The following is a 13332-nucleotide window of genomic DNA, read 5'->3' on the forward strand; positions in this document are numbered from 1 at the left end:
AGTCACTATGTTGCGGAGAGGACTCTTGGTCGCGGGCTTGGTGGCCGCGACGTCGTTCGCCAGCGCCTTGACCTACACGTTCGACACTGACAACGAAGGGTGGCGGCAAGCGGACTTCAACCCGTCGACCCTGCAATTGACGGTCATCGGACCCTCCACATGGGCCGCACCGGGGCAGATCGAAGAGAACGACTTCACTGGCTGGGCGTTCGACGTCAGCCCGACCCTTGCTGGAGGCTTCCAGGGCTACACCTCCGTGTCCTTCGACTACGCGGCTGACGAGACGGACAACTTTGCTTACCCGCTTCTGGTCCTCGCCAACCCGACGGAGGCGGTCTACGTGGAGGAGATCCCCACCGCAGACGGCGCCTACCACCACTACAGCTACTCTCTGACCGACCCGACGGGGTGGAAGTACGGGAACGCGGGAGGCCTACGGGACGCCACCCAGGCGGACATTGACAACGTCCTCGCCAGCCTGGTCATCATCGGCGTCGACGTGGACACCCACGACGGTGCCGACCACACCAAGCTGGACAACGTCTCTCTGGACGCGGTGCCGGAGCCGGTGACCATGGCCGGCCTCGCCGCCATGGCCCTCTTGGTCCGGGCGCGCAAGCGCCGGGCCTGACCGCCCGGCCGGACGACATGCCCGGCATAATCGGGGCATGTCGTCCGCCACTGTCGCCACGGACTGGGATCTCACCGTTGTCTGGCCGAGCCTGGAAAGCCCGGAGTTCGCCGCCGCCTACCAACAGACGAAGGACAGGGCCGAGGCCCTGACGGCCGAGTTCGACCGCTTGGGAATCCAAGCGGACTCGCCTGCCAAAGCCGACGACACATCCACCTTGGTGTCGGTGATCGACCTGTGGAACGCCTTTGACACCGAGTACCAGACGCTGGAGGCCTACGTCTACGGCCACTATGCGGTGGACACCAAGGACGAGGCGGCCCAGGCGAGCCTCAGCGGCCTCGACGCGGTGAGGGCGGTCCGCGCCAAGCTCTCCAGCAGGCTGGAGGGCTGGGCGGGCACCCGTGCGCCGGGCGACCATCCCACCCTGCAGGCGCACCGGTACTGGATTGAAAAGGCGAAGACGGCGGCCAGACACCAAATGACCGGGGCTGAGGAGTCCCTCGCCGCCGACTTGGCCGCTTCGGCGGTGACGGCGTGGGAGCGCCTCCATGCCGACGCGACCGCCCAACTCAAAGTGGCCTACCGCGGAGGCACCCTCACGATGAACGAGGCGCGCAACCTCGCCTTCGACGACGACCCCGCGGTGCGGAAGGACGCCTACACCGCCGAACTGGCGGCCTGGCCGGGGGCCGAGCTGGCCTCCGCGGCGGCGATGAACGCGATCAAGGGGGCCACGGGGACATTGGAGGCCCGCCGGGGCTGGACACCTTTCGATGTCGCCGTCTTCCGGTCGAACATCGACCACCCCACCCTGGAGGCGATGCTCTCTGCCGCCCGCGACGCGTTCCCCGTCCTCCGGCGGTACATGCGGGCCAAGGCGCGGCTTGTCCGGGGTCAGGAACGGCTGCCCTTCTACGACCTCTTCGCGCAGGTCGGCGAAAGCACGACGACCTGGGATTACGACCGGGCCGTCGATTTTGTCGCCGACCAGTTCCGCACGTTCTCGCCGAGAATGGCGGACATGGCCCTCCGGGCCCGGGCGGAGCGGTGGATCGACGCGACCCCCAAGCCAAACAAGGTCGGCGGCGCGTTCTGCATGCACCTGCGCGGGGGCGAAAGCCGGCTCCTCCAAACCTGGAAGCCGACCTTGGGTTCGGTGGGGACCCTGGCCCACGAGCTGGGCCACGCGTACCACAACTTGTGCCTCGCTGAGCGCACCCCCCTCCAACGTGAGACGCCGATGACCCTGGCCGAGACAGCGAGCATCTTCTGCGAGGTGCTCGTCCACAACGCCTCGATCGCGGAGGCGTCCGGTACCGAACGGTTGGCGATCTTGGAGCGGTCGCTCCAACGGTCGACCCAGGTTGTCGTCGACATTGTCTCCCGCTTCGACTTCGAGACGGCGGTCTACGCCCGGCGGCAAGAGCGGGCGTTGTCGCCGGCCGAGTTGTGCCAGGCCATGCTGGACGCCCAGGAGGGCACCTACGGTGACGGCCTCAGCGACGAACGGCACCCCTACATGTGGGCGGCCAAGCCTCACTACTACAGCGCCGAGGCCTTCTACAACTTCCCGTACATGTTCGGCCACCTCTTCTCGCTTGGCCTCTACGCCGTCTACGAGCAGGACAAGGAGGGCTTCGTCGCCCGGTACGACCAGCTCCTGTCGTCGACCGGACTCGCCTCGGCCGGCGACTTGGCCGCCGGGTTCGGCATTGATATCAAGACGAAAGCATTTTGGGAAGGCTCTCTCGCGATGGTGGCTGCAGAAGTCGCAGAATTCGAACAGCAGGCGCAACCATGACCACCGTCGCCATCGCCCTCTTCGCCCTCGCCCACACGGGCGACATCGGAAGATCCATCCTCGAGTTCGGGGCGCACAGCATCACCGAACCGGGCAAGGAGTCCTTCGACAGCACCGCCGCGATCCAGAAAGCGGTGGACACGTGCACCACCGTGCTCGTCCCCGCCGGCGTCTATCTGGTCGACCCGAGCGTCGGAATACGCCTCAACCGGTCGTATGTGTCGGTGATGGGGGAAGGGTGGGGCCTCTCCGTGCTCCGTTGCAAGCCGACAGGGGGCTCGCTGTTCCGGCGAGACTGGAACCCGTCCGCGAAAAACCCGTACGTCTTCGGCGTGTCTATCCGGCGCATCGGCGTGGAGCTTGAGTCCCCGACCCCGGCCAGCCCGTCCAACCCGGTCAACATCGCCTTTGACCTGCGGAACATCACCCGCAGCCTGGTGGAAGACTGCTACGCCGGAAACTTCCGTACCTCCGAGATCGGCGGCAAGCGCCGGTTCGACAACGCCGACTACATCCAGGGCATCGCGTTCCTCTTTGGCAACGTCCCCGCCTCGTCGCCCGGCTACTGCGGCGGCGAAGGCAACCAGGCGGTCCGGTGCCGGGTCTTTGGCGCCCGCAAGGGGTTCGACATCGACGACGCCGAGCTTTCTCCCCGGTCGGGCGCCCATGCCACTCTGATCACAGACTGCGAGGTGCAGTTCTGCGAATCGGGGATCAGCCAAGAAAGCCGTTACACCGCGGCGACCCACATCCGCAACCCGCTTGTCCAGGCCGTCTTCAACGCCAAGGGCAGCGACAAGGACACCGTGGCGGTCCGCATGGACGGCTACGACGGCATGTTGACCGGCGGGTACCTCGAAGAAAAGGCGAAGCGGTCGGTGTGGCTCGGCCCCCAGTCGCACGGCAACACGGTCACGGGCGTCTACATCGCCAACAAGGGCCGCACCAGCGACGACGGCAAGAACAACAGGCTGGAAGGCGGCTAGTCGTTCGGTTAGAATGCACCTGTGGACAGGCTGAGCGAATCGGGGTGGCCCCGGCACCAGCTGGCGTGGGTGCTCGCGCAGAACAAGTTCGTCGCCGAGGCACGGCGTCTGGACTCCTGCCTTCTGTGCCGGAGCCCCAAGGTCAACGAGGCCGGGCTCTGCGAGGGATGCTATGCCAGCCTTGAGCCCCCGGACATAGACTTGGCGGAGCGTTGGCTTGCCGGGGCGATGCCTCGATGACAGGCTGGGTCGTCGTCACCGTCGTCATTCTTTCGGTCGCCGGGCTCGTCGCTTGGCGGCTCTTGCAAGGCAAACGCCTGCCCAACTACCTGGCGTTGACGGAGTACTGGGTCTACTCCACCGCCGAGCACCTTCCCGACCAGACCGCCCTGATGGACCGGATGATCAGCAGCAACCCTCACAACCGGCGCGGCTACGCCTGCATCGGCGCACGCGAGGGGATGCTCTTCACCGACGTCCGGCTCCACATGGGCCTGGCCAAGCGGGCCAAGAACCCCACGACGTTCCGGCCAGACTTGTTCGACCAAGTCGTCACTCCGACCAAGGAGGTCCTGGAAGGCCTCGCCGAGTGTACGTCGCTGATCCGCCTGCGCTATGTCAGCCGGGCCAAGCTCCCTGACACGCGCCAGCTTCAGTTCATGCCGCACCTGACCGACGCCATGGCGGAGATGACCGGGGCCAAAGTGGTGTTCGACCAGGTCATGGAGCGACTCTGGACGGCGGAAGAGTTCCGCGCCGCCGTGGCGCAGAAGCCGAACTGCGAGCGCCCCGACTTCCACGTGCAGGTCATTTGGCAAGTAGCGCCGGAGGGCTGTGTCACCGAGACGAGGGGCTTGGTCAAGGTCGGATGGCCCGAGCTTGTCGGCGGCCCCTTTGAAAGCGACCAAGAAGTGCTCATGCGCGGCTTGATGAACCGGCTCGCCTTCCAGATCGTCCGGACACCGGGCGCAGAGGGGCCGTTCCAGTTCGAGGAGTTTGACGACAAGTTCGTCGCCGAGATCGGCCCGTGGCAGGACGGAAAGCGCCGGGTGGTCTGGAGCCGCGTGCAGGTGCAAGGATGACGGCGGTCCGCCTCGTCCCTTGTCTGGACGTCGACCGGGGCCGGGTCGTCAAGGGGGTGAACTTTGTCGACGTCCGTGACGCGGGCGACCCCGTCGATCTGGCCCGGTTCTACGACGCCGAGGGCGCGGACGAGTTGGTCTTCTTGGACATCACCGCCAGCCATGAGGGGAGGCCGACCGTGGTCGACCTGGCCGAACGGGTCGCCGAACAAGTGTTCATCCCCTTCACCATCGGGGGAGGGTTACGACGGACCGAGGACATGCGCGACGTCCTGGCCGCCGGGGCCGACAAGGTCAGTCTGAACTCGGCGGCCGTGGCCGACCCCTCCCTGGTCGGTAGGGCCGCCGACATGTTCGGCGACCAGTGCGTCGTCGTCGCGATCGACGCGAGAAGGTCGGGAGACGCCTGGGAGGTCTATACCCACGGCGGTCGGCGGCCGACCGGCCTGGACGTGGTCGAGTGGGCGACGCGGGTCACCAAGCTTGGCGCGGGTGAGATTCTCTTGACCAGCATGGACGGAGACGGCACCCGCCATGGTTATGACAACGCCCTTAACCGGGCGGTGAGCGACGCCGTGGACGTGCCCGTGATCGCCAGTGGAGGGGCCGGGAACGCCGGACACCTGGTCGACGCGGTGCGGTTGGGCGGGGTCGACGCCGTGCTTCTCGCCGGAATCCTCCACGACCGGCAGACGACCGTAGGGGCGCTCAAGCGGGAGATGGCCGCCGCCGGACTGCCGGTCAGGATCTGAGTTCTCTCCCTCGCGGCCAGCAAAGCGTGACGCTTTGGTACAAACTGGTGAGACGGCGATGACGAAGTCGCTTGGGATCTTCCTGCTCCTCATCTGGGCTGCGGCGACGTCGGCCACGACCGTGAGGTTTTGGGCTGTCACCGGCAGTGCCGACGACGCCGCGATGTACCGGCGTCTGGCCGCCGCCTACGAGAAACGGACCGGCGTGCATGTGGAGGTGACTCCCCTGGCATGGGGAAACTTCCAAAGCAAGTACTTCACCGCCATGGCGGCGGGCATGCCACCCGACGTCGGGGCGACCAACCTGGGGGGCCCGTTCGACTACGGCACCGTCGGCGGTCTGGTGGACCTGCGCCAAGAGTTCCCCGCCGAGTGCCGCGACCTGGAGCGACGGTTCAACCCACGGCTGATGCCGCTGTTCTCGGTGGGCGACCACCTCTACGGTGTGCCGGCCGACCTGAGCACCGTCGTCCTCGTATACCGCAAGGACATCTTCGCCCGGCTTGGTCTGGCCGCTCCGCAGACGTGGAGCCAACTTGAGCGGACGATCATGGCCTTGGAAGGGGCCGGCTACCGGACGTACTTCAACTTCACCGCTGGGGCCCAGTGGGCCCTCTACATGTACACGATGCCGTACGGCGTCCAGGGCGTCGAACAACGTCCCGACGGGAGCGGCAAGCTCAACTGGCGCGAACCGGCGTACCAAAAGGGCGTCATGCAGGCCCTGAAGTTCTGGTCGTTGCGCGATTCACCGGGCAAGGATTTGGGGAGCCGGTTCACGGGGTTGTTCCGCAGTGACAAGCCTGGCGAGGCGGTGCCCCTGCTGATCGACCTGCCCCAGGTCAACGGCATGAAGCAACTGGCGCCGGAGGTGGCCGACAAGATCGGGGTCGCCCCGTGGCCGAAGGCCGACGACGGCCAACCCTACTCGGTCGTCGGCGGGATCACCTATGTCGTCTTCCGCAAGGGAAAGGAACACAAGGCCGCCTTTGATTGGCTGAAGTACCTGTGCAGCGACGAAGGCCAGCAGGCCGTCGTCCTGGACCGCATGTCCCGCAAGACCGGAGGCGAGCTGACGATTTCGGCGCTGAAGGACATGTACGGGCCCCAAGCCGAGTCCTTCTGGGCCCAACCCGCCTTCGACCCCGTGAGAGACATGCAGAAGGTCATCGCGGCGGCCTACCCCTCGTTCGGGACGACCGCCTCGGTCCAAGGCAACACCGAGGCCGGCCGCATCGAGCAGAACCTGCTCGACGAGATGCAGTCGTACATCGTCGACCAAGTCAGCAAGGAAGCCGAGAAACTCGGGTTGACCCGGTCGACGCTTCACCGGGCCTGGGGTCAGGGCCGCCACTTGGACGTCCGTGAGGCGATCGTCCAGCGGGCCACCCAGGAACTCAAGCGGAAATATGACGTTGCCGCCCCCAAGGCCGAACAGCAGCTCCAAGAGGCCGCCGCGCGCCAAGCCCGCCGGACGCAGACGGTGCTCCGCGACCTAGACAAGTACGAGAAGGCCCCCAACATCATGGACGGGATCAAGGGCGGCCTCCTCGCGGCGTCCGTCGGCCTGACCGCCCTGGTGCTCCTCCACCCCCGGTTACGCAAGTACCGGCTGAGCTACCTCTACGTCGCCGTACCCTTGGCGTTGGCGGTGGTCTTTGTCTTTGTGCCCGCCCTGACCGCCCTCTACATCTCGTTCACCGAATACCACCCGGTCCTGCCCCTGAGCACAGCCATGCCGGTGGGGCTCCGCAACTACACCGACATCTTCCGGTCGGGGGAGATGCAGGCGGCCTTGTCCCGCACGCTTGTGTACGCCGTGGGCACCGTGCCGCTCGGCCTTGTCCTCTCCTTGGGGTGCGCCCTGTTGCTGAACAGTGTCAAGCGGGGCACGAACTTTTGGCGGTTCATTTACTTCTCGCCAATGGTGACGAGCGGTGTCTCCATCGCCCTCATCTTCGCCCAGCTCTTCATGTTCGGCAAAGAAGGGTGGTTGAACGCCCTGCTCCTTAACCTCCACCTGGTGCGCGAGCCGGTGCAGTTCCTCCAGAGCGAGCACAACTTCCTGAACAGCGTCATGGCCCTGGCGGTGTGGCAAGGGATCGCGTTCTCGACGATCGTCTTCCTGGCCGGTCTCCAGCAGATACCGGACCAACTCTTCGAGGCGGCCGAGATCGACGGTGCGGGGGCGGGGGACAAGCTACGCCACGTCGTTCTGCCCGGGGTGCGGCCCCAGACCGCGTTCCTGTCCATCCTGGGGGTGATCGGCGGGTTCCAGGTCTTCGACACGATTTTTCTCCTCGCCGGCAAGAGCGGTGACGCCGGCGCCCGCTTCGGCCCGAACGACAGCGGCATGACCGTCGTGCCCCTGATCTATCACCTGGGGTTCGAGAACATGCAGATGGGCGTCTCGTCGGCGGCGGCCTACGTCCTGTTCGCCGTCGTCCTGCTCTTGACCTTTGTCCAATGGCGATTCTTCAGCGCCCCGGGGAGGCAATCATGAAGCTGGGCACCCTTGTCCGGTGGGTGTTGCTCGTCTTGGGCGGACTTGTCCTTGCGACGCCCTTCTACTACATGGTCGTCATGTCGCTCCGGCCGGACAAGGAGTTGGCCCAGACCGGCTTGAACTTGGCCGTCAGCCACCCTTCCCTCCAGCCGTACAGCGACCTCTTTGACGCGGGTGTCATTCTGCAGGCGACGTGGAACTCGGTGGTCGTCGGCCTGTCCGTCACGTTGGGGACCATGTTCTTTTGCACCCTCGCCGGCTATGCCTTTGAAAAGCACCGGTTCCCCGGGCGGAACGCCCTCCTGATCGTCCTGCTCTCGACGATGATGGTGCCCGGCGCGGTGTTGATGGTGCCCGGGTTCCTCTTGCTGCGCGACTTCGGCTGGCTCGACACCTTTCTGCCGCTGGTGGTCCCCGGGGTCGCGGGCGCGTTCGGCGTTTTTTTGAGCAAGCAGTTCATGGCCAGTGTCCCGGACAGCCTGCTGGAGAGCGCGCGCCTCGAAGGCGCCCACGACTTCCGCGTCTACTGGTCCATCGTCCTTCCCCTCTCCAAACCCTTGCTCGCCACCCTCGGCATCCTGACCTTCCTTGGGTCGTGGAACAGCTTGGTCGGCCCGTTGATCGTCTTGCTCGACGAAAAGAAGTTCACCCTTCCCCTCGCCGTGGCCATGCTGCAGGGCCGGTTCCCGGGCAAGGAGAACATCCAAATGGCCGGGGCGGTCGTCTCCATCGTGCCAGTCTTGGTCCTGTTCATGCTCTTCCAGCGGCAAATTGTGGCCAGCCTCGCCAGTTCTGGTCTGAAGGAGGGATAGGGCGACGCGCGGCCCGGTCGGGTTCCCGTCCTTCGACCATGCCGGGCGTGCGCTCCGGCATCGGAACTTTCGCCTGTACTTTTTTGGCCAGGGACTGTCGCTCATCGGCAACTGGGTGACCCGGCTGGCCACCGGGTGGCTGGTCTATGAACTGACGGGTTCGCCCCTGATGCTCGGCGTGGTCAGCTTCTCGGGGCAGATCGTCACCTTTGTCCTCGGACCGGTCGCGGCGGCCTGGATGGAGCGGTTTGAGCGGCGGAGGTTCCTGGTCTGGACGCAAGCCGCGTCAATGGTCCAGTCACTGACCCTGGCCTACGTGACTTTGACCCATGTCGTCACCTACCACCAGGTGATCGCCCTCACCGTGTTCCAGGGGGTCGTCAACGCCTTCGACATGCCCGGACGGCAGTCCTTTCTCGTGCAAATGGTGGATGACCGAGAGGACTTGGGCAACGCCATCGCGATCAACTCTTCGATGGTCAACGCCGCGAGGTTGGTCGGGCCCGCGATCGCGGGGCTGACGATCAGCCTGGTCGGCACGGGGATGTGCTTCTTTATCGACGGGGTCAGCTACCTTGCCGTGATCGTCTCGCTCCTGATGATGGACCTGCCCGCCCACCGGCCTCCGGCGGCGGGCGTGCAGTTGATGCACCAGCTCCGCGAAGGATGGCAATACATCAGCACCTTCCGCCCCATGCGCGTGATCTTGCTCAACTTGGCGGCGACGAGCTTTCTCGGGATCAGCTACTCCGTCCTTCTGCCGATCATCGCCGGTGACGTCATGCACGGTGGGGCGTCGACCCTGGCCTGGCTGACAGGGGCGTCGGGCGTCGGCGCCCTGGTCTCGGCCCTTTCCTTGGTCCTCCGCAAGTCAGTCGTGGGGCTGACCCACATCCTGAACGTCGCGGCGGGCCTGCTCGGGGTGGGCATGGTCGTCCTCGGGCTCTCCCACGCCATGTGGCTCTCGATGCTCGCCCTGGTCTTCACCGGGTTCGGGTTCATCCAGGTGGCGTCGGCCACCAACACGATCATCCAGACCCTGGCGCCCGAAGACATGCGCACCCGCGTGATGGGATATTTCACCATGGCGTTTTTTGGCTCGGCTCCGGTCGGCAGCCTGCTGGCCGGGGCGGCCGCCCACCAGTTCGGCACGATGCCGACCTTGGTCGGGGCCGGCCTGGGTTGCCTGGCGACGACGGTCGTCTTCACCCTGGCGTTGCCCAAGGTCAGGGCGGACATGCGGCCCGTGTACCAAGAGTTGGGCCTGATCCCCGCACCAGAGCCCGACGCCACCCAATGACGGGTGTCCGCACTCCCAGGCGAGATACTCGCATAATGGGTGAAGTGAAGTCGAGAACCCCAGTCCGAACCGTCGTCGCCAGTCTGTGCGCGGGCTTGGCCGCGGCGCTTGTCGCCCAGTCCCAACAACAAGCCTCCAGACCTCAAGACACCGAGGTCTGGACTCCGGTCCCTCCCGTCGTGACCCCTGGTGAGGCGGGCGCCCCGCCGTCGGACGCCACAGTCCTGATCGGCCGCGACGGCCTAGGAGCCTGGCACGACTCCAAGGGTGGCGAGGCCAAGTGGGACTTCGCTGACGGGGTCGCCACCGTCAAGCAGGGGGCCGGCGACATCGTGACCAAGGCGTCCTTCGGCAGTTGCCAGGTGCACCTGGAGTGGCGGACGCCCGCGGTGGTCAAGGGCGACGGCCAGGGCCGCGGCAACAGCGGGCTCTTCTTCATGGACCAGTACGAGTTGCAGATCTTGGACAGCTACGAGAACAAGACCTACGTGAACGGCCAGGCCGCCAGTATCTACAAGCAGTACGCCCCGCTGGTCAACGCGAGCAAGAAACCGGGCGAATGGCAGACTTACGACGCGGTCTTCCACGCCCCCGCCTTCGGGGCCGACGGCAAGGTCCAGAAGCCGGCGTCGATCACCGTCCTCCACAACGGGGTCTTGGTGCTCGACAACGTGCAGATCAAGGGCGAGACGGTCTACAGCGGCCGGCCCGAATACCACGCCCACCCGCCCCAGATGCCTTTCCACATCCAGAACCATGGCAATCCGGTCAGCTTCCGCAACATGTGGGTGCGTGAGCTCTGACCTTCACCCGGACACAAAGGCGACGAACCCGCCGTCGGCGGCCATCGTGACAGGGACCGTTCCCCCGGCCGCGACCTTGACCTGCTCGGTCCGAACCCCGTTCGGGCCCGCGCCCGGCGTCAGGTCGTCCAGCCACAAGGTCGCAAAGTGGTCCCGTGGCGGCAGAAAGGTCAACGGCACCTCGACCGTGCGGGACGGCCCCGCCGACATTCCCGCCACCCACCATTCCTTCCCCTTTCGCCTGGCGGTCACGAGAAGCTTGCCTGGCTCGCCCATCAGAACCCGGGTCTCGTCCCAGTAGGTGGGGACGGCCTTCAGGACCTCGAATCCTGGCTGGCCCCGGTAGGCGTCGGGATAGTCCGCGACCATCGGGTTGGGGTTGTCGAAGCACACATAGCTGGCGAGCATGGCCGCCCGTGTCCCCAGGACTTCTGGGGCGACAAACTTGGCCTTGAAATCTTTCGGTGACACCGCACGGAACCCGCCGGAATGGAAGTCCATCGGCCCGGCGACCATGCGCGTGAACACCGTCTTGAGCACATGGGAGGGCGTGACCAGGTCGCTCCACTTCATGTACTCCTGGTTGAGAGCCCCCTCGTGGTTCATGAGGTTCGGGAACGTCCGTTGGAGACCGGTCGGTTTCCAGACGCCGTGGAAATGCACCAGGATATGGTGCTTGGCGGCGGCACGGAGGACATGCTCGGCGAACTCGACCGTTTCTTGGTCGTCATGGTCCAGAAAGTCCACCATCAGTCCTGCCCATCCGAGCCTTTCAAACTCGGCGAAGGCTTGGTCCACATGGCCTCGTAGCGCGCCGCTGTGCACCCAAGTCCAAAGGCGGACACCCTTGGACTCGGCGTACCGCCTGATCTCCTTCAGGTCCAGGTCGTCGCGGACCCGCGTGACGTCGGTGCTCGGGCCGGGCACGACACCCTTGTTGTACTGGTGGTACCAAGGGGTGTCGTCATTGTCGGCGATGGTGCTGTGGTAGCGGACGCCGTTCTCGGCGGCAAAGTCGATGTACTTCTTCTGCGCTTGCAGGCTGAAAATCGGCGGCTCCGGCCTGCCGTCGTCGACGACGTTGCCGTTCCACCACGGCCACGTCATCTTGCCAGGCTTGATCCATCCGGTGCCCCCCGTCTCGTTGGGGTCGGCCAAGCAGTAGATTGTGTTGCTTTCAAGGAGCTTTCCGGCCCGGTCTCCGACAAGGACGACCCGCCATGGCGTCCGGACCGGGCCGTCGACGACGACCTTGGTGCCGTCGGGCCGAGGGGTGAGGTCGCTGACGACCTGGTCCCCGGCCATACGCAGTCCCATCCCGGCATAGCGGCGGAGGTTGGCCTCGGTGACCGCGACGGTCGCCCCGTCAAACTGGAGGGTCAAGGGAGTGTCCAACAGGGCCCCTGCCTTGACTTTGTCGAAAGGCACGGCGTCGACCGTGTGCTCATGGCTCGTCCGGTAGCTCTCAAGGTACTGGACGAAGGCGGTCGGGTTGCCGACGGGCCGGAACGAAGTCCCCTCGTCGATGACCACGGTCCGGGGTGAGTTCCTCAGGCCGCCGACTTCGTACCGAACGGCGACGGCGTCGTCATAGACCCGGAAGACAATCTCGACCTTACGGCGGGACGACGATTCCAGAGTCAACCGCCGTTCGGCGTATGAGTCCATGGCGTGGTCGGCCCGGCCAAACAACACGGCGACCCGCCGGTCCACTCGGCGCACCGACTCCTTGACGACCCTGGCACCGTCGAGGACGTCGCCGTCACCCGCCAAGGTAAGGCTGAGCCGGTTGCCGGTGAAGAGTGGCCGCCCGTCATAGGAGACCGACCAAGTAGGCAAAGACGTCTCAAGCCTCAGACGGCGGTCGGGCGATTCGGTGGCGCTCACCACCCGCCCTGCCAGGACCACACACAAAGCGGCGACGGACACGGGAACAGTATCGCCCGGAACGCCCGGTCCGGTGTCACGGGCCGACGATGACTTTGCCCTTCAGCTCGTCCCAGGTCGCGGTGACCTCGATCGCACCCTCGGCATAGCTCCCCATCTCGTAGGGGTCGAACCGCCAGGTGAGCCCCTCGTCAGTGATGTAGAACTTGTCGGCCTGCTCGCGGGTGAGGTGGGTGACCGCCCCCGACTGGACCTCAGTCGCTCCTTTCTCTTTGAGTTTGGGGATCACGATCCCTGACGCGAAGGCTTCGGGCACCATCCGGACCCGCATGATGTCGGCCAGGTGGATGCGCTTGACCTTGCCGTCGACCCGCTGGTAGTTGAAGGTCTCGGAATCGTGGTTGGGGTGTGCCCCGCCCGTATAGAAGTGGCACTGCACGAGGAACGAGAGGAGGTTCTCCCGTCGAAGCTTGGGCTCCACACTCCAGTCCGCCGTGTACTCGTGCTCGGGCTTGGCGTCCAACTGGTTGAATTCGTGCTTGAAGGCCCCGACACGCTTCTGGGCCGCCGCCTTGAGGCCCGCCGTCGCGACTTTGCCGATCGAACTCGTGTAGACCGGATAGCTTGCGGTGATTTGGTACCACCCTGCCTTGACGGACTGGACCTTGCCTAGGCCGTCGACCACCATGGCGCTGGCCAGGACACAAGAAAAGGCGACACCTACGGTCGTGAGTGCTCTCATGCCCCCATTATGGAGCGCGGAGGGTCC

The 13332-nt window shown here is 65.6% G+C and carries 12 protein-coding genes; 10 read left to right on the forward strand and 2 right to left on the reverse strand.

Going from position 1 to position 13332, the window contains the following annotated elements:
• Window positions 1-7 precede the first annotated feature (7 nt).
• The 10 genes from KF857_00685 (at window position 8) to KF857_00730 (ending at window position 10676) form a co-directional block, all read left to right on the forward strand.
• A complete protein-coding gene (locus KF857_00685; protein MBX3110497.1) occupies window positions 8-631 on the forward strand; it encodes a PEP-CTERM sorting domain-containing protein in 624 nt (207 codons plus the stop codon).
• 37 nt (window positions 632-668) lie between these two features.
• Window positions 669-2435 (forward strand): M3 family oligoendopeptidase, encoded by a 1767-nt coding sequence (locus KF857_00690; GenBank protein MBX3110498.1) that lies wholly within the window; start codon window positions 669-671, stop codon window positions 2433-2435.
• Window positions 2432-3421, forward strand: a complete 990-nt coding sequence (locus KF857_00695) for a hypothetical protein (protein MBX3110499.1) — start codon at window positions 2432-2434, stop codon at window positions 3419-3421. Before KF857_00690 ends, KF857_00695 begins: the two co-directional genes overlap by 4 nt.
• A gap of 21 nt (window positions 3422-3442) precedes the next feature.
• Window positions 3443-3661 (forward strand): hypothetical protein, encoded by a 219-nt coding sequence (locus tag KF857_00700; GenBank protein ID MBX3110500.1) that lies wholly within the window; start codon window positions 3443-3445, stop codon window positions 3659-3661.
• Complete coding sequence (locus KF857_00705) at window positions 3658-4503, forward strand: hypothetical protein (protein ID MBX3110501.1); 846 nt, start codon at window positions 3658-3660, stop codon at window positions 4501-4503. The genes KF857_00700 and KF857_00705 overlap by 4 nt, the downstream gene beginning before the upstream one ends.
• A complete protein-coding gene (hisF, locus tag KF857_00710) occupies window positions 4500-5255 on the forward strand; it encodes an imidazole glycerol phosphate synthase subunit HisF (GenBank protein ID MBX3110502.1) in 756 nt (251 codons plus the stop codon). The genes KF857_00705 and hisF overlap by 4 nt, the downstream gene beginning before the upstream one ends.
• Before the next feature lie 58 nt (window positions 5256-5313).
• Window positions 5314-7758: an extracellular solute-binding protein gene (locus KF857_00715; GenBank protein ID MBX3110503.1), complete on the forward strand. Its 2445-nt coding sequence runs from the start codon at window positions 5314-5316 to the stop codon at window positions 7756-7758.
• The gene (locus KF857_00720; protein MBX3110504.1) at window positions 7755-8573 is read left to right on the forward strand and encodes a carbohydrate ABC transporter permease; all 819 of its coding nucleotides are present in this window, start codon (window positions 7755-7757) and stop codon (window positions 8571-8573) included. The genes KF857_00715 and KF857_00720 overlap by 4 nt, the downstream gene beginning before the upstream one ends.
• Before the next feature lie 73 nt (window positions 8574-8646).
• Window positions 8647-9873, forward strand: a complete 1227-nt coding sequence (locus KF857_00725; GenBank protein MBX3110505.1) for an MFS transporter — start codon at window positions 8647-8649, stop codon at window positions 9871-9873.
• A 44-nt stretch (window positions 9874-9917) separates the two neighbouring features.
• The gene (locus KF857_00730; GenBank protein MBX3110506.1) at window positions 9918-10676 is read left to right on the forward strand and encodes a DUF1080 domain-containing protein; all 759 of its coding nucleotides are present in this window, start codon (window positions 9918-9920) and stop codon (window positions 10674-10676) included.
• 3 nt (window positions 10677-10679) lie between these two features.
• Here KF857_00730 and KF857_00735 read toward each other — a convergent pair whose 3' ends face one another.
• Both KF857_00735 and KF857_00740 read right to left on the reverse strand, forming a co-directional pair.
• Window positions 10680-12605: a glycoside hydrolase family 97 protein gene (locus KF857_00735; GenBank protein ID MBX3110507.1), complete on the reverse strand. Its 1926-nt coding sequence runs from the start codon at window positions 12603-12605 to the stop codon at window positions 10680-10682.
• A 34-nt stretch (window positions 12606-12639) separates the two neighbouring features.
• Complete coding sequence (locus tag KF857_00740; protein MBX3110508.1) at window positions 12640-13305, reverse strand: DUF3298 domain-containing protein; 666 nt, start codon at window positions 13303-13305, stop codon at window positions 12640-12642.
• Window positions 13306-13332 lie beyond the last annotated feature (27 nt).

Source organism: Fimbriimonadaceae bacterium, assembly GCA_019638795.1.
Taxonomy (GTDB): Bacteria; Armatimonadota; Fimbriimonadia; order Fimbriimonadales; family Fimbriimonadaceae; genus JAHBTB01.